Raw genomic sequence first — 15,700 nt, 5'->3', positions numbered from 1 at the left:
TCGCGCGGGCCCGGCCCGAACTGGCACGATGCGGTCATGAGCACGCGCCCGGCTGTTGCCTCCCGCCCCGGCTTCCTGGACTCCTTCTTCAAGATCACCGACCGGGGCTCGACCGTGCCCCGGGAGATCCGCGGTGGCCTGGTCACGTTCTTCACGATGGCCTACATCGTCGTGCTGAACCCGCTGATCATCGGCACGGTCAAGGACAGCACCGGCCAGTACGTCGGTGGCGGCACCGACCCGACCGCCTCGATCGCCAAGGTCGCGGTCGCCACCGCGCTGATCGCGGGCGTGATCACGATCCTGATGGGCCTGGTCGCGAACTTCCCGCTGGCCCTGGCGACCGGCCTGGGCCTGAACGCGTTCCTGGCCTACTCGATCGCCTCGAAGATGACCTGGGCCGACGCGATGGGCCTGGTCGTGCTCGAAGGCATCATCATCTTGCTGCTGGTCCTGACCGGCTTCCGCAGAGCGGTCTTCGAAGCCGTTCCACGCCAGCTGAAGGTCGCGATCAGCGTCGGCATCGGCCTGTTCATCGCGTTCATCGGGGTGATCGACGCCGGCTTCGTCCGCCGTCCGGCCGCGCCCACCGGTCCGCCGGTCGAGCTGGGCATCGGCGGCAGCCTGCGTGGCTGGCCGGTGCTGATCTTCGTGGTCGGTCTGGTGCTGATCGTCACGCTGTACGCGCGCAAGGTGAAAGGCGCGATCCTGATCGGCATCCTCGTCGCGACCGTGCTGGCGATCGTGGTCGAGGCGATCACCGACGTCGGCGCCCGGACGGCGGACAACCCGGGCGGCTGGGGCCTGAGCGTGCCGGCGTTGCCGGACAACTGGTTCAGCAAGCCGAACCTGGATCTGCTCGGCGAGTTCAACCTGTTCGGTTCCTTCGAGCAGGTCGGGGTGGTGTCGGCGATCCTGCTGGTCTTCACGCTGATGCTGGCCGACTTCTTCGACACGATGGGCACGATGACCGCGATCGGCGCCGAGGCGAACCTGCTCGACGCCGACGGCAACCCGCCGAACGCGCAGCGGATCCTGATCGTCGACAGCGTCGCCGCGGCCGCCGGTGGGGCCGCCTCCGTTTCCAGCAACACGTCGTACATCGAGTCCGCCTCAGGTGTCGGCGAGGGCGCCCGGACCGGTCTGGCCAGCGTGGTCACCGGGATCTGCTTCCTGATCGCGATGGTGGTCGCGCCCCTGGTCACGCTGGTCCCGTACGAGGCGGCGACGCCGGCCCTGGTGCTGGTCGGTTTCCTGATGATGACCCAGGTGAAGGGCATCGACTTCGACGACATCGAGGTGGCGATCCCGGCCTTCCTGACCATCATCCTGATGCCGTTCACGTACTCGATCACGGCCGGTATCGGCGCCGGGTTCGTCTCGTACGTGTTACTGAAGGTGGTCCGCGGCAAGGCCCGGCAGGTGCACCCGCTGATGTGGGTGGTGTCGGCGTTGTTCGTGGTGTACTTCGCGATCGGCCCGCTGGGGGACTGGCTCACCTGACCGCGCCGGGGGACCCGACGAGCCCGGTGAACCGCGTGGTTGCTAAGCTGTTGATCTCTTCGGGTTCTCCGACTTCACACCATCCCCTCTCGCGGTCGCTGCTACGACGCCCAGAGTCTCGGTTATGACCAACGAACGCTCGTACATCGACAGCTATCCAGCCCTGGCGGCCCGCACCCAACGCTTCTCCCTCGGCCTGCCGAAGGCCTTCACCGCGTCTCCGGACGGCGAGCGCGTGCTCTTCCTGCGCACCCGCGGCCCGGAGGACCGAGCCGGCTGCCTGTGGCTGCTGGACGGCGACGAGGAGCGGCTGCTCGTCGCTCCCGAACACCTCGGCGCCGACGGCCCGGTCCCCGAGGCCGAGCGAATCCGCCGCGAACGCACTCGCGAGCACGGCAGCGGCATCGTCTCCTTCTCCACCGACGACGCACTGTCCGCCGCGGTCTTCCCGGTCAACGGAACGCTCTGGCACTACGACCTGCCCACCGGCGTACTGCGCAAGCTCGACACCGCCGGCGCCGTCGTCGACCCTCGCCTGGACCCCACCGGTCACCGCGTCGCCTACGTGACCGACGGCGCGCTGCACGTCCTGGAACTTGCTGACGGCAACGACAAGGAGGTGGCCGCCGGCAACAGTCCTGACGTCGCCTGGGGATTGGCCGAGCACGTCGCCGCCGAGTCGATGCACCGGAGCCGCGGCCACTGGTGGTCGCCCGACGGCACTCGGCTGCTCGCCACTCGCGTGGACCAGACGCCGGTCCAGCGCTGGTGGATCGCCGATCCGGCCAACCCCGGCGCCCGGCCCCGCGAAGTCGCCTATCCGGCCGCGGGAACCGCGAACGCGCTGGTCAGCCTGCACGTCTTCGATCTGCACGGTGGCAGCACGGAGATCGTCTGGGGTGACTTCGAGTACCTGCCGACCGTCGCATGGGACGCGCACGGCGTACTGATCAGCGTCCAGTCCCGCGACCAGAAGACCGTGCAGGTTCTCGCCGCCGATCCCGCGACGGGCCGGACCGAACTCCTGCACGAACAGCACGATCCCGCGTGGGTCGAGCTCGTCCCCGGCACTCCGGCGCGAACCGCCTCGGGCAAGCTGGTGGTCGCCGACGACACTCCTTCCACCCGCCGCCTGATGATCGACGGCCGGCCGGTCACTCCGGAAGGACTCCAGTTGCGCGCGGTCGTCGACGTCACTGGCGAGACCGTCCGCTTCCAGGCCAACGACGAGCCGACGGAGCGCCACCTCTGGGTCCACGACCCGACCGGACTGCGCCGGCTGACCGACGCTCCTGGCATCCACACGGCGGTCGGTCCCGTCGTCGTCTCCAACACCGAGACCGGCCAGACGTTCGCCGTACGACGTACTGGCGGCCCCGACCGCCAGATCCAGTCGCTGGCCGCCAAGCCGGCGCTGGCGCCACGCATCACCTGGCTGCAGGCGGGCGAGCGGCAGCTCCGGACAGCGCTTATCCTCCCGTCCTGGTACGAGCCCGGCATGACGCTGCCCGTCCTGATGACCCCGTACGCCGGCCCGGCGCTGCAACTCGCCGTCCGCGCCCTCACCCCGATGTACCCGACCGCCCAGTGGTACGCCGAGAACGGGTTCGCCGTGGTCATCGCCGACGGCCGCGGTACGCCGGGCCGCGGACCCGCCTGGGAGAAGACCGTGTACGGCGACACCCTGTCGCTGCCACTCGAGGACCAGATCGCCGCTCTGCATGGCGCGGCCGAGCACAACCCGGACCTCGACCTGACCCGCGTCGGCATCACCGGCTGGAGCTACAGCGGCCTCCTGGCGACCATCGCCGTCCTGCGCCGGCCGGACGTCTTCCACGCGGCGGTCGCGGGCGCGGGTCCGCACGACCCGAGGCTCTACGACACCCATTGGCGTGAGCGCTTCCTCGGCAGCCCGGACGAGAACCCCGAGGCCTACGACCGGAGCTCGTCGATCCCGGAGGCGGCGAAGCTGTCCCGTCCGCTGCTGCTGGTGCACGGACTGGCGGACGACAACGTGGTGGTTGCCCACACCTTGCGCCTGTCAGCGGCTCTGCTGGCCGCGGGCAGGCCTCACCAGGTGCTGCCGCTGTCGGGCGCGACGCACATGCCGACGGACGAGGCCACGGCCGAGGGGCTGATGCGCCACCAGTTGCAGTTCCTGAAGGCTGCGCTCGGCATGGAGTGACCCGCCGCGTCCCGCCTGCTCAGCTCGAACTGGGCAGGCGGGACCGCAGGTCGAGGTACTCGGCGCGGGCGGTGAACAGCGTGCGCAGCTCGTCCGAGACGTTGTCGAGGAACTCGGCCCGGTAGGTCGCGTCGGTCATCAGCGAGATCGAGTAGTACAGACCGGTGAAGTTCGCGATGCCGATGGCGACCTTGATCAGCGCCGCGCTGATCAGCACGGGGTGGCCGAGCAGCTGGAACTGGTAGGACCAGGCGCCGCGGTCGATGCCCCACTCGTCGTACAGGTGCCCGCTGATCGCCAGCATGCCGAACGCGACGAAAAACGCGCCGACGCCGGCGCTGACCACCAGGACCTGCATCCACTGCCGGACGACCAGGCTGATGCTCAGGTTCAGCCGCTGGATCCGGCGCAGCGGCGGGCCCGAACCTCCGGCGTCCGCCTCGATCCGGTCCAGCTCCTGGGGCAGCCGCAGCACCAGGAACAGGTCGCTGAGCAGCGCGAACGCGATCGCCGAGAGCACGATGAAGGCGACCGGCATGCCCGCGAAGACCTGCCACATCTCGGTGTTCACGAACAGGACCAGTGAGAAGACCAGCAGCAGCGGCAGCGCCCGGATCAAGCTCGCGACGGAGTTCGCCAGCTCGCTCGCGAGGCGTCGTACGCCCCAGACCGTCGTACCGATCAGGCCGTAGCCGACCACGACGTACACGAGACCGATCAGGACCAGGTTGCTGAGCGCGACGCCGAAGAACTGCTTCCACTGGAAGTGCGACATCACCGGGAGCAGCGCCGGCAGCAGGACGAAGACGGCCAGCTCGGGAGTCCCGAACCGGGTCGGGAAGGACCAGAACGGCCGTCCGCGCAGTCCGTTCAGCAGCCCGAAGCCGCCGATCAGCACGGTCAGCCCGCCGAGCACGGCCAGCGCGTTCTGCCACCACGGCCAGGTCAGCTCGATCGCGCCGAGCACCTCGGCGACGAACACCAGCGCCAGCACCGGCGTGGCCCGGGCGAAGATGTCGTGCGTCGGCGAGAAGTCCTCGATGAACAGCGGCAGCCCGGCGCGCCGAAACCGCTGCTCGTACCTGTCCAGCTCCACCGGTGTGCCCATGGCGGCACACCCTATGGGCTGACGGGTTCCGGCCGGCCGCTCCGGTGCCGCGCCGGTCCGCAGGGTGGAATAGCGGCCCGATCGTTTTCGTTAGCAAAGGTAATGAGTTATGCTAACGACATGCCCGAAGTCGTAGCCCAGCAGGTGAAGACCGACGTCGGCCTGGCCAGCGCGCTGCGGTCGTCCACCCTGCGGCTGTCCCGGCAGATCCGCCGGCAGCGCGAGCAGGGGCACGACCTGACCGCCAACCAGCTCGGCGTACTGGGGGCTCTGGGCAAGCACGACGCGATGACGATCGGTGAGCTGGCCACCCACGAGCAGGTCAAGCCGCCGTCGATGACGCGGATCGTGTCGAACATGGAAGAGGCCGGCCTGGTGGTCCGCCGGCCGCACGCGACCGACAAGCGCCAGATCGTGGTCGAGCTGACCGACGCCGCGCACGCGCTGCTGCGGGCCAACCGCCGGCGCCGCGACGAGTGGCTGCAGACCAAGCTGAAGAAACTGACCCCTGAGGAGCGCGACATCCTGCGTAAGGCAGCACCTGTTCTCGAACGTCTGGCGGGCGCGTGAGTCCCACCTTCCGGGCCTTCAAGGTCCGCAACTTCCGGCTGTACGCGACCGGAGCGATCGTCTCGAACGTCGGCACCTGGATGCAGCGGGTCGCCCAGGACTGGCTGGTCCTGGAGCTGACCCATTCCGGGACGGCGCTCGGCATCGTGACCGGCCTGCAGTTCCTCCCGGCCCTGCTGTTCGGCCCGTACGCCGGGCTGGTGGCCGACCGCTTCCCCAAGCGCCAGGTCCTGACCGTCACCCAGCTCGCGATGGGCACCGTCGCGCTGGTGCTCGGCACGATGACCGTGACCGGCGTGGTCGAGGCGTGGCACGTCTACCTGCTGGCCCTGCTGTTCGGTGTCGGGACGGCGTTCGACGCGCCGACCCGGCAGGCGTTCGTGGTCGAGATGGTCGGCCGCGACGAACTGTCCAACGCCGTCGGGCTGAACTCGGCGTCCTTCAACGCCGCCCGGCTGCTCGGCCCGGCGCTGGCCGGTCTGCTGATCCACTGGATCGGCACCGGGCCGGTGATCATGATCAACGGCTTCACCTACGCCGCGGTGATCGTGTCGCTGCGCCTGATGCGGGTCGGGGAGCTGCACTCGCCGACCCCGGCCGCCCGCGAGAAGGGCATGATCCGCGACGGCATGCGTTACCTGTGGCGCCGGCCCGACCTGATGATGGTGCTGGTCGCGGTGTTCTTCGCCGGCACCTTCGGGCTGAACTTCCAGCTCACGTCGGCGCTGATGGCCACGAGCGAGTTCGGCAAGGGCGCGGGCGAGTTCGGCATTCTCGGCTCGGTCCTGGCGATCGGCTCGCTGGCCGGTGCGCTGATGGCGGCCCGCCGGGTACGGGTCCGGGCGCGGCTGGTGATCGGCGCGGCGCTGATCTTCGGGCTGTCGGTGGTCGCGAGCGGCCTGATGCCCAACTACCTCTCGTACGCCGCGGTGCTGCCGCTGGTCGGCTTCGCCTCGCTGACGATGCTGACCGCGGCCAACGCCACCATGCAGCTCGGCATCGAGCCGACCATGCGCGGCCGGGTGATGGCGCTGTACATGACGGTCCTGATGGGCGGCACCCCGATCGGCTCGCCGTTCATCGGCTGGGTCGGCCAGGAGTTCGGCGCCCGCTGGTCGCTGATCGTCGGCGGCGCGCTCACCGTGATCGGCACGACCGCCTCGGTGATCTACTTCTCCCGCCGCCGCGGCCTGGCGATCCGCCCGCACCTGCTGCCGCGGCCGCGGCTCGAGGTTCTGCCGCAGAGCGAGCTGCTCGCGGACAAGGCGACCGTCGACACCAACCCGAAGGCCGCCTGATACCGACGATTGCCTGATCTCTCGACAACGCCGCGCGACCTCGCGTCGCCGGCGTCGGCTCGGCCGCCTGGGTCCGCCGGGGAGTTCAGCTCCGCCCGACCGCGGCCAGTAGCGCCGCGACCCCACCCGCCGGCGAAGTGAACGTACGAACGTCGAGGCCAGCCACCGCCTGCGCCATCGACGCCTGGGCGAGCACGATCGCGTCCGCCTCGGCCGTCTCGACCGCCGCGCGGACCAGACGATCGTGCTCGTCCTGATCGCCCGCCGCCCGAGCGTCGGCCGCACCTTCGACGACCGTCGCCGCAACCGTCACCCCGGTACCGGCGGCCGCACGCTCCAGCAGCCGCCCGGTCGGGCCGAGCGTGGCCTGAAGCGTCGCGAGCACCGCGATCCGCCCACCGTCGCCGGCCGCCCGCACCGCTTCCTCGGCCATCGGCGCGTCAACGCGCAACACCGGCACCTCGGCGTCGCGCGCCGCCGCCTCGACGGCCTCGCCGATCGATGAGCAGGTCACCAGCACGGCGGCCGCGCCGTCCTCGACCAGGTACCGCACGTGCCGGCGTACCCGCGCGAAGACCTCCTCGGTCACGCCTTCCCGCACAGCCGTCGCCAGCAGTTCCGCATCAGCGACATGCACCTGACGCAAGGCCGGGTTCTGCCGAGCGACGAGGTCCTGGAAGGTGCCGGCCAGCGCGGGCACGGTGTGCAGAAGGCCGACCTTGAGCTGCGCAGTCATGCCGCCCAGTTTGTGCGAATTCGGACAACACCGCAATTGATGTGCGGTGATTGACAACCGGTACGCCGTCAGGTTGAGGTGGTCGAGTGCGTTACACAGGAGCGACCGCCAGACGCGACGAGCTGATCCGGCGGCTGACGGCGGACGGGTACGTGTCGTCAGCCGGAGCCGCCCTCGAGCTCGGGGTGTCGGAGATGACCATCCGTCGAGACCTCCGGCGGCTCGACCTGGACGGCCTTGCCCGGCGAGTGACGGGTGGCGCGAGTCTCCCGACCGCAGGCGATGGAGAGCCGTTCGACCAACGCAACCGCGCCGGCCGATCAGACAAGCGGGCGATCGTGGCCGCCTGTGCGGAACTGCTGGCCGACGCTTCCACCATCGCGCTGGACGCCGGTACGACGGTGGCGCCGCTCGCGGCCCTCGTACCGAAAAACGTCACGGTCGTGACGCACTCCCTACCGGTGATCAGCACGTGCGCGGCCCGCGACGACATCGAACTCGTCGCGCTCGGCGGCACGTACCAGGCCGACACACGATCCTTCACCGGACCGGCGACCGAGGCCGGAGTCGCCAGTCTGTCGGTCGACGTCGCCGTACTGTCGGCGACGGCCGTCGATGCCTCAGGACTGTTGTGCAGCAAGGCGTTGGACGCGAGCATCAAGCAGCGGCTGGCCGAGGTCGCGCAGCGGACCATCCTGCTGGTGGACCATCGCAAACTCGGTGCGCGGGCGCCGATCCGCTTCGGCCGGCTCGACCTCGTCGACGTGGTGGTCACCGACTCCGGAGCGACAGCCGAGCAGCGGGAGCTGCTGGGCAGCGGCGGCGCTCGCGTGGTGGTGGCGCCATGAGAGCTGCGGGGTGGTCGACTGACCGGCCCCTGCTGGGCGTTGTCGCGGACGACCTGACCGGCGCGTGCGATCTGGCCGGCGGCGTCGCGCACGCCGGACTGACGACCTCGGTGACGCTCGGCGTACCGACCGAGCCGATCCCGGCCGATGTCGACTGCGCGGTCGTCGCGCTGAAGTCCCGGACGAACGATCCCGCCGAGGCGGTCCGGGACTCGCTCGCCGCGGCCCGGGCCCTCGGGGATGCGGGGGTTCGGTACGTGTACCAGAAGTACTGCTCGACGTTCGACTCCACCGACCGGGGCAACATCGGCCCGGTCGCCGACGCGCTGGTGGACCTGCTGGGCCCGGATGCGATCAGCCTCGGTACGCCGGCCACGCCGCAGGTCGGCCGGACGCAGTACCTCGGCCACTTGTTCGTCAACGGGCAACTGCTGTCGGAGTCGTCGCTGCGGGACCATCCGTTGACGCCGATGACGGATGCGAACCTGGTCCGCGTGCTCGGGCGGCAGACCACTCGGCCGGTCGGGTTGGTCGACCATTCCGTCGTACGCCGTGGTGCGGCGGCGATCGCGGCCGCGGTGAAGGCGTCGGTGGGTGCCGCCGGCGAGCACATCGATGCGGGTCGTCGCCATCTCCTGGTCGACGCCGTGGAGGATGCCGACCTGGACCGGCTCGCCGAAGCGATCGGGCTGCTCGACGTACCGGTTGTGCTCGGCGGTGGTGCCGGGCTCGCGGTCGCTGTGGCGCGCTCGATGGCCGGTGCGGGCGAGCAGGGAGCGGAGGAGCTGCCGTCGATCGAGGCGGGTCCGCGGCTGATCATCTCCGGCAGCGGGTCGGAACGGACGCGTGCACAGGTCGCGGCGTTTCGGGGAAAGGTCATCACGCTGGATCCGCTCGCGTTGGCCGGCGACGGCTCGGGGGTCGAGCGGCTGGCCCGGGACCTTGCCGAAGCGGTTCACGCCGACGGGACTGCAGGCGCACCTCCGACTGTGCTGGTCTCGGCGACCGCTGCGCCGAGTGATGTCCGGCGGGCGCAGAAAGAACTCGGTGTCGACCGCGCGGCCGCCCTCGTCGAGGACGCGTTGGCGCAACTCGCCGTACGAGCGGTCGAGGACCTCGGCGTCCGGCGCATGATCGTCGCCGGTGGGGAAACCTCCGGAGCCGTCGCGGCAGCGCTCGGTGTGAAGACCGTGCGAATCGGCGCCCTGGCCGCTCCCGGCGTGCCATGGACGTACGCGACGGTGCGCGATCGGCCGATGGCGCTGCTGCTGAAGTCCGGCAACTTCGGCGGTCCGGACCTGTTCGACACCGCGTGGCAGGTGGCGCCGTGAACGACAACAGCCTGACCGAGATCCGGGAACGAGTCGTCGCGGCCTGCCGGCATCTCGCCGCGGCCGGCCTGTCCCCGGGAAGCTCCGGCAACGTCAGTGTGCGCGTCGGCGACCAGGTGCTGATCACGCCGACCGGCTCGGCGCTGCGGCGCGTCCAGGCCGAAGACCTCGCGCAAGTGACTGTCGACGGCCTGACGAGCAAGAGCGCGGCCAAGCCGTCCAAGGAACTGCCCGTCCATCTCGCCGTCTACCGGCAACGCCCGGAGACGACCGCCGTCGTCCACCTGCACTCGCCGTACGCGACTGCCTGCGCTTGCCTTCCACCGGACGAGCGCGGCCTGGCCCAGTTGCCGCCGCTCACGCCGTACCGGGTGATGCGGCTGGGCGACGTCCCGCTGGCGCCGTACGCCAGACCTGGCTCCAGCGAACTCGGCGACGGAGTGGAGCGGCTGGCCGACCGCCATCACGTCATCCTGCTTGCGAACCACGGATCGGTCGTCGCGGGGACGTCACTCGACGCGGCCGTGGAGTTGGCGGAGGAACTGGAGACAGCCGCGCAGTTGAGTCTGCTGCTGCGCGATCTGCCACACGTCCGGCTCACCCCGGCTCAGGCCGCCGCGCTGCGCTGACGGCGGTCGACGACCTTTCGGCTCGCGAACGGCTGACCGGGGTCGAGTCGGTCGGCCTTGTCGTCAGGGTCAGAATGGGGTGTGACTCATTACGACTTGGTGATCGTCGGCACCGGCTCCGGGAACTCGATCCTCGACGGGCGGTTCGCGGACTGGAAGACGGCGATCGTCGAACGCGGCACCTTCGGCGGGACCTGCCTGAACGTCGGCTGCATCCCGACCAAGATGTTCGTGCACACCGCCGACCTGGCCAAGACCCCGTCGATCAGCTCCCGGTACGGCGTCGACGAGCAGCTGACCGGCGTGCGCTGGCCGGACATCCGGGACCGCATCTTCGGGCGGATCGACCCGATCGCGGCCGGCGGTTCGGAGTACCGGCGACACCACGCGGACAACGCCAACGTCACCGTGTACGACGGAACTGGCCGCTTCACCGGCACCAAGGAGCTCACCGTGACGGCTCCCGACGGGCAGGCGCGGGTGATCACCGCCGACCGCTTCGTGCTGGCCGCCGGCAGCCGCCCGAACATCCCGTTCGTGCCCGGGCTGGCCGAGGTCGGCTACCACACCTCGGACACAATCATGCGGCTCGGCCAGCTGCCGGCCCGGCTGGGCATCATCGGCAGCGGCTTCGTCGCGGCCGAGTTCGCGCACGTGTTCGCCTCGCTCGGCGTCGAGGTCACGATGATCGCCCGCTCCGGCCTGCTGTTGCGCCACGAGGACACCGAGATCGCCACCCGCTACACCGAGCTGGCCACCACCCAGTACGACGTCCGCCTGAACCACGACACGGTCAGCGCGACCCGGCGCGCCGACGGCGCGATCGCGCTGGAGACCCTCAGCCCCGGCGGCCGCGACGAGATCGTCGTCGACGAGGTGCTGGTCGCGATCGGCCGGCGCCCCAACTCCGACCTGCTCGACCCGGCGGCGACCGGCGTCACGGTCGACGAGGACGAGCGGGTCGTCGTCGACGCCCATCAGCAGACCGTTGTCGAGGGCATCTATGCGCTCGGCGACCTGTCCTCGCTGTACCAGCTCAAGCACGTCGCCAACCACGAGGCCCGCGTCGTCCAGCACAACCTGCTGCACCCGGACGACCCGATCGAGTCCGACCACCGCTACGTGCCGTCCGCCGTCTTCGGCTCGCCGCAGATCGCGTCCGTCGGGCTCACCGAGGAACAGGCGCAGGAGCAGAACGTCGAGTACGTCGTCGGCCGCGCCGAGTACGCCGGTATCGCCTACGGCTGGGCGATGGAGAACACCAGCGGCTTCGCCAAGCTGCTCGCCGACCCGAAAACCGGCCTGCTGCTCGGCGCCCACATCATCGGCCCGCAGGCCAGCTCGATCCTGCAACCGGTCATCCAGGCGATGAGCTTCGGCCTCGACGCGCACACGATGGCGCGCGGTCAGTACTGGATCCACCCGGCGCTGCCGGAGCTGATCGAGAACGCCTTGCTGAACATCCCGCTCGGCAAGAACTGAAAATCGGTTTGGTGCGGGTCAGCGGAACGCGTTGATCACCTCGCCGGCGGCGTCCAGCGGAGTGAGGTCGTCGTCGAGGTTCGGCAGGCTGAACATCACCTCGGCGGCGCCGGCCTCGGCCAGTTGGCGAAAGCGGCCGGCCTGATCGGCGATCGTACCGGCGTTCACCGTCGCGGCGTACCGGGCCGGGTCCTGGTTGCGCGGCCGCAGTTGGTTGACCAAGGCATCGACCTCGCGCTGGTCCCGGCCGATCAGCGTCGTCGACAGATGGGTGAGCTCGATCTGCCGCGGCTGGGTCTTCAGGTAATCGGCCTTCTCCCGCACGCGGCCGGCGTCGCCGAAGACGTTGGCGGCGTCGGCGTACCGGGCTGCGAGCCGTAGGGTCCGGGGCCCGCTCCCACCGACCAGCAACGGCACCTTGTCCTGCAAGGGGCGCGGGTAGCAGGTCGTGTCCGGCACGTCGAGCACCTTGCCGCGAAACCCCTTGTTTCCCGCACCCCACAGCACCGGCAGCACCTGCAACGCGTCCTCGAGCAACGCGTACCGCTCGGCGGTCGAGGGAAACTCCCACCCGTACGCTTTGTGCTCGGCCTCGAACCAGCCGAGCCCGACCCCGCACACTGCACGCCCGCCGCTCAGCACGTCCAGCGTGGCAACGATCTTGCCCAGATGCGCGACGTTCCGGTACGTGATGCCAGTGACCAGCGTGCCGAGCCGCACCCGCTCCGTACAGGCCGCGAGGTACGCCAGCGTCGTCCAGCTCTCCAGGAAGTCCTCCCAGGCCCGCCCGATCTGCGGGATCTGCCGGAAATGGTCCATCACGTAGATCGCGTCGAACCCCGCCGCCTCCGCCCGGGCGCCGACCTGCCGGATCCACTCGCCGGTCGTCTTCCGCCCGCCCTTGTGTGTGTAGCTGCTGATCTGCAACCCGAACCGCAGCCCGCGCGGCACCTCGTCCTCCCGCCGTACCGCCGTCTCCGCCTGCACGAACGCCTCCGGTACGACGCGAACCTCCGTCGCCGCCTGCAGCACCTCGTCGAAGCCCTCGCCCGGCAGCTCCTTCTTCACCCGGTTCCACGTCTTCAACTGCGCCGCCAGCGCCTCGGCCGGAATCCGCTTCACCCGCTCACGATTCCGCCGCCGGCACTCGGCCGCCGGGGTGTCGAAAGCCACCGCCACACAGGGCATCCCGTGCTCCCGAGCCAACGCCAACCACCGCAGCCGCCGCTCCCGATCCAGCCCCAACGTGTCGATCACGGTCGTCAGCCGCCGCCCGATCCGCTGCCGCACCACCTCCTCCAGCAACGCGAACGCATCAGCACTCGCCGCCAGATCGTCCTCCCCGGCCCCCACCAACGCCCGCAGCCGATCACTCGACACCACCAGTTCGCCCGCGAACCGCGCCGCGGCCCACGTCGACTTCCCCGCCGCCCCCGGCCCCACCAGCACCACCACACACGGCGAAGGCAGCTTCCGCTCGTCCATACCTCAGTGTGCCCTGCCTGCGCTGCCTAGAGCTCCAGCAGGAACCATTCCCGAGGATCGTCGAACCGGACGAAGGCCCGGTCGTCACGGCACACGATCTGCCGCGGCTGCCCCGGCGGCGCGCTGCCGTCCGGCATCGTCAACGGGAGCTTGCGCTCGACCGAAACGCGGCCGTCGCCGTCGTCATTCCATCCGATGCTGACCGTCACCTGCCGACTGGGAACAGTCCGGCGCCGGTCATGGCGGTAGTCGTCGTACTCGCCGAGAAAGGCGACCAGCGGCCCGGCAACCAAGAGGCCGCGAGCGCCTCTGACGCTTGTTCCACGGACGCTGCGTACTCCCTTCCGATCAACGGTCACCAGCGGGAACTCGGTGTAGGGACAGCCCCACGTGAGCTTCGCGCCGACGTTGAGGGCGTAGCAGTCCATCCATCCGACACCGTCGTACGCCGGCAGCCAGGCGAGATTGCCGTCCGGCTTCCAGCGCCCCAGACCGGGAAGTGGCCGCGGGCTACTACCGGCGATCAGCAACTCACCCTCGTCGGAGTAGCCCGTCCAGATGTTGCCGGAGCGGTCGACCAGCAGGTGCTCGATCGCGTCTCCGGCGTTGAAGGACGTGACGGTCGATCCGTCCGGGCCGACGACGCGGACGTTGTGCCGCCGGGGCGCGGTCTGCCGCCGGTTCCGTGCGTCGGCCACGACGAAGCCGTCGCCCAGGGCATCGATCATCGGGTACTCGGCGTCGAGCGGCTCGAGCTCGACATCGGCGGTGACGCCCGAAGGGCCGACGACCAGCGCACGGGCCCGGTACGGCCGATCCACCGTGGCGTGGGCCACGGCATCGGCGATCAAGGCGATCAGACGACCGTCGAGGTCGACAGAACTGGCGACGATCTGGCTGTCGCCGAAGCAGCCGGGGATCCGGGCCCAAGGCTGGAGCCGGCCGGTGAAGGCCTCGGCTCGGAGCCTGTGCGCGTCGCTCATCGGGTGGACTGGTGATCCGATCTGCTGGTCATCGCCTCATCATGCCCGACCCGGAAGTCGGTTGGGGGCGGCCAGCCCAACTGGCAGTCTGTTCTCATGCGATTGTTCGTGGCCGTTGTGCCGCCTGTGGAGGTAGTCGAGCATCTGAGTGAGTTCGTGGAGCCGCGCCGGTCCCACCCGGACGAGGACGTTCGGTGGGCCAGTGACGAGACCTGGCACATCACCCTCGCGTTCCTGGGGGAGGTGCCGGAGTGGAAGACCGATGATCTGGGGGAGGGGCTGGAACGGGCCGCTGCCCGGCAGAAGCCGTTCGATCTGCGGCTGGGGGGAGCGGGCGCGTTCCCCGGCGTACCGGATGCCCGGGTGTTGTGGACCGGGGTGCACGACGAGACCGGGTCGCTCAAGCACCTCGCGATGACGACGCGGTCGGCGGCGAACAAGGCCGGCGTCACCGTCGACGGGCGCAAGTTCACGCCGCACCTGACGCTGGCCCGGATGCGCCGGCCGATGGACGTCGTGCGCTGGGTGCGGGTCTTCGACGAGTACCAGGGACCGGCCTGGACGGCGGAGAACCTGCGGTTGATCTCGTCGCGCCTGGGCGAGGGGCCGAGTCATGGTGCGGCCTACGACACAGTGGGCGAATGGGATTTCTTAGGTTAACCTTCCAAAGGTTAGACAACCCTAAGTTCCAGGAGTACCGCCATGCTCGCCAACTACCTCATCGGACTGCGTGAGGGACTGGAGGCGTCCCTGGTGGTCAGCATCCTGGCCACGTTCCTGGTGAAGTCCGGTCATCGCGACCGGCTCAAACTGGTCTGGGCCGGAGTGGCCGCGGCGGTCGCCGTCGCGGCCGCCGGCTGGGCCCTGCTGCAGTTCATCACCGCGCTGACCGCGAAGTCGTTCACCACCCAGGAGACGATCGGCGGCGTGATGTCGATCATCGCGGTGGGCTTCGTCACCTGGATGATCTTCTGGATGCGCAAGGCGTCCCGCACGATCGCCAAGGATCTGCGCGACCGGATGGACGTCGCGCTGCGGATGGGACCGGCCGCGGTCGTGCTGCTCGCCTTCCTGGCGGTCTTCCGCGAGGGCATCGAGACCGCGTTCATCGTCTACGCCTCGGCGGCGACAGCGACCACCGCGACGCCGTTCGTCGGGGTACTGCTCGGCCTGATCACCGCGGTCGGGCTCGGTTTCGCGATCTACCGCGGCGCCGTCAAGATCAACCTCGGCGTGTTCTTCAACTGGACCGGCGCGCTGCTGATCCTGGTCGCGGCCGGCATCTTCGCCTACGGCTTCCACGACCTGCAAGAGGCGAACATCCTGCCCGGTCTGCACAACCTGGCCTTCGACATCTCCGCGGCGATCCCGCCGGACAGCTGGTACGGCGTACTGCTGAAGGGGATCCTCAACTTCACCCCGGCCCCGACCGTGATCGAGCTGACCGCGTGGCTGGTCTACCTGATCCCGGTCCTCGTGCTCTACCTCCGTCCGGTCAAGCGTCCGGCGGCACCACCCGCAGTGCCTGCCCAGGCCTGACCA

The 15,700-nt window shown here is 69.8% G+C and carries 14 protein-coding genes; 10 read left to right on the top strand and 4 right to left on the bottom strand.

Features of this window, described 5'->3' with window-relative positions; genetic code table 11:
* The first annotated feature begins 36 nt into the window (after positions 1 to 36).
* A complete protein-coding gene (locus ACQPXM_RS34760) occupies positions 37 to 1,503 on the top strand; it encodes an NCS2 family permease (RefSeq protein WP_432942014.1) in 1,467 nt (488 codons plus the stop codon).
* A 124-nt stretch (positions 1,504 to 1,627) separates the two neighbouring features.
* Complete coding sequence (locus tag ACQPXM_RS34755; protein ID WP_432942011.1) at positions 1,628 to 3,688, top strand: prolyl oligopeptidase family serine peptidase; 2,061 nt, start codon at positions 1,628 to 1,630, stop codon at positions 3,686 to 3,688.
* A gap of 19 nt (positions 3,689 to 3,707) precedes the next feature.
* On the opposite strand, the gene ACQPXM_RS34750 is transcribed toward ACQPXM_RS34755, so the two are convergent.
* Positions 3,708 to 4,796 carry a hypothetical protein gene (locus tag ACQPXM_RS34750; protein WP_432942008.1) on the bottom strand — a complete coding sequence of 363 codons (1,089 nt, stop codon included), beginning with the start codon at positions 4,794 to 4,796 and terminating at the stop codon, positions 3,708 to 3,710.
* Positions 4,797 to 4,916: 120 nt separating this feature from the next.
* Here ACQPXM_RS34750 and ACQPXM_RS34745 point away from each other — a divergent pair, with 120 nt between their 5' ends.
* Both ACQPXM_RS34745 and ACQPXM_RS34740 read left to right on the top strand, forming a co-directional pair.
* Positions 4,917 to 5,366: a MarR family winged helix-turn-helix transcriptional regulator gene (locus ACQPXM_RS34745; protein WP_432942005.1), complete on the top strand. Its 450-nt coding sequence runs from the start codon at positions 4,917 to 4,919 to the stop codon at positions 5,364 to 5,366.
* Positions 5,363 to 6,664: an MFS transporter gene (locus tag ACQPXM_RS34740; protein ID WP_432942002.1), complete on the top strand. Its 1,302-nt coding sequence runs from the start codon at positions 5,363 to 5,365 to the stop codon at positions 6,662 to 6,664. The genes ACQPXM_RS34745 and ACQPXM_RS34740 overlap by 4 nt, the downstream gene beginning before the upstream one ends.
* A gap of 85 nt (positions 6,665 to 6,749) precedes the next feature.
* Here the strand turns inward: ACQPXM_RS34740 and ACQPXM_RS34735 are convergent, their stop codons facing one another.
* On the bottom strand, positions 6,750 to 7,400 hold the full coding sequence (locus ACQPXM_RS34735) for an aspartate/glutamate racemase family protein (RefSeq protein WP_432941999.1): 651 nt from the start codon (positions 7,398 to 7,400) through the stop codon (positions 6,750 to 6,752).
* A gap of 86 nt (positions 7,401 to 7,486) precedes the next feature.
* Between ACQPXM_RS34735 and ACQPXM_RS34730 the strand changes: the two genes are divergently transcribed.
* From ACQPXM_RS34730 to ACQPXM_RS34715, 4 genes are all read left to right on the top strand, one after another.
* A complete protein-coding gene (locus tag ACQPXM_RS34730) occupies positions 7,487 to 8,248 on the top strand; it encodes a DeoR/GlpR family DNA-binding transcription regulator (RefSeq protein WP_432941996.1) in 762 nt (253 codons plus the stop codon).
* Entirely contained in the window at positions 8,245 to 9,579 is a 1,335-nt protein-coding gene (gene otnK, locus ACQPXM_RS34725) for a 3-oxo-tetronate kinase (protein ID WP_432941993.1), read from the top strand. The genes ACQPXM_RS34730 and otnK overlap by 4 nt, the downstream gene beginning before the upstream one ends.
* Positions 9,576 to 10,208: a class II aldolase/adducin family protein gene (locus ACQPXM_RS34720; RefSeq protein WP_432941990.1), complete on the top strand. Its 633-nt coding sequence runs from the start codon at positions 9,576 to 9,578 to the stop codon at positions 10,206 to 10,208. Before otnK ends, ACQPXM_RS34720 begins: the two co-directional genes overlap by 4 nt.
* Positions 10,209 to 10,289: 81 nt before the next feature.
* On the top strand, positions 10,290 to 11,690 hold the full coding sequence (locus ACQPXM_RS34715) for a mycothione reductase (protein ID WP_432941987.1): 1,401 nt from the start codon (positions 10,290 to 10,292) through the stop codon (positions 11,688 to 11,690).
* Between the two features lie 18 nt (positions 11,691 to 11,708).
* Here the strand turns inward: ACQPXM_RS34715 and ACQPXM_RS34710 are convergent, their stop codons facing one another.
* On the bottom strand, positions 11,709 to 13,175 hold the full coding sequence (locus tag ACQPXM_RS34710) for an LLM class flavin-dependent oxidoreductase (RefSeq protein ID WP_432941984.1): 1,467 nt from the start codon (positions 13,173 to 13,175) through the stop codon (positions 11,709 to 11,711).
* 26 nt (positions 13,176 to 13,201) lie between these two features.
* Entirely contained in the window at positions 13,202 to 14,158 is a 957-nt protein-coding gene (locus ACQPXM_RS34705; protein WP_432941981.1) for a hypothetical protein, read from the bottom strand.
* A 96-nt stretch (positions 14,159 to 14,254) separates the two neighbouring features.
* On the opposite strand from ACQPXM_RS34705, the gene thpR reads away from it, so the two are divergent.
* Positions 14,255 to 14,818 (top strand): RNA 2',3'-cyclic phosphodiesterase, encoded by a 564-nt coding sequence (thpR, locus tag ACQPXM_RS34700; protein ID WP_432941978.1) that lies wholly within the window; start codon positions 14,255 to 14,257, stop codon positions 14,816 to 14,818.
* A gap of 42 nt (positions 14,819 to 14,860) precedes the next feature.
* The gene (efeU, locus tag ACQPXM_RS34695; RefSeq protein WP_432941975.1) at positions 14,861 to 15,697 is read left to right on the top strand and encodes an iron uptake transporter permease EfeU; all 837 of its coding nucleotides are present in this window, start codon (positions 14,861 to 14,863) and stop codon (positions 15,695 to 15,697) included.
* Positions 15,698 to 15,700: the final 3 nt, after the last annotated feature.

Source organism: Kribbella sp. CA-253562 (genome assembly GCF_050942265.1).
Taxonomy (GTDB): Bacteria; Actinomycetota; Actinomycetes; order Propionibacteriales; family Kribbellaceae; genus Kribbella.
Note: the sequence above shows the minus strand (reverse complement) of the source record. Positions and strands in the feature narration are given on the sequence as shown.

What these genes read in the sequence shown, in the direction of transcription:
- ACQPXM_RS34760 (WP_432942014.1), top strand. Translation starts at nt 37, where the DNA reads ATGAGCACGCGCCCGGCTGTTGCCTCCCGCCCCGGCTTCCTGGACTCC.
- ACQPXM_RS34755 (WP_432942011.1), top strand. Translation starts at nt 1,628, where the DNA reads ATGACCAACGAACGCTCGTACATCGACAGCTATCCAGCCCTGGCGGCC.
- ACQPXM_RS34750 (WP_432942008.1), bottom strand. Translation starts at nt 4,796, where the DNA reads ATGGGCACACCGGTGGAGCTGGACAGGTACGAGCAGCGGTTTCGGCGC.
- ACQPXM_RS34745 (WP_432942005.1), top strand. Translation starts at nt 4,917, where the DNA reads ATGCCCGAAGTCGTAGCCCAGCAGGTGAAGACCGACGTCGGCCTGGCC.
- ACQPXM_RS34735 (WP_432941999.1), bottom strand. Translation starts at nt 7,400, where the DNA reads ATGACTGCGCAGCTCAAGGTCGGCCTTCTGCACACCGTGCCCGCGCTG.
- otnK (WP_432941993.1), top strand. Translation starts at nt 8,245, where the DNA reads ATGAGAGCTGCGGGGTGGTCGACTGACCGGCCCCTGCTGGGCGTTGTC.
- ACQPXM_RS34710 (WP_432941984.1), bottom strand. Translation starts at nt 13,175, where the DNA reads ATGGACGAGCGGAAGCTGCCTTCGCCGTGTGTGGTGGTGCTGGTGGGG.
- ACQPXM_RS34705 (WP_432941981.1), bottom strand. Translation starts at nt 14,158, where the DNA reads ATGAGCGACGCGCACAGGCTCCGAGCCGAGGCCTTCACCGGCCGGCTC.
- thpR (WP_432941978.1), top strand. Translation starts at nt 14,255, where the DNA reads ATGCGATTGTTCGTGGCCGTTGTGCCGCCTGTGGAGGTAGTCGAGCAT.
- efeU (WP_432941975.1), top strand. Translation starts at nt 14,861, where the DNA reads ATGCTCGCCAACTACCTCATCGGACTGCGTGAGGGACTGGAGGCGTCC.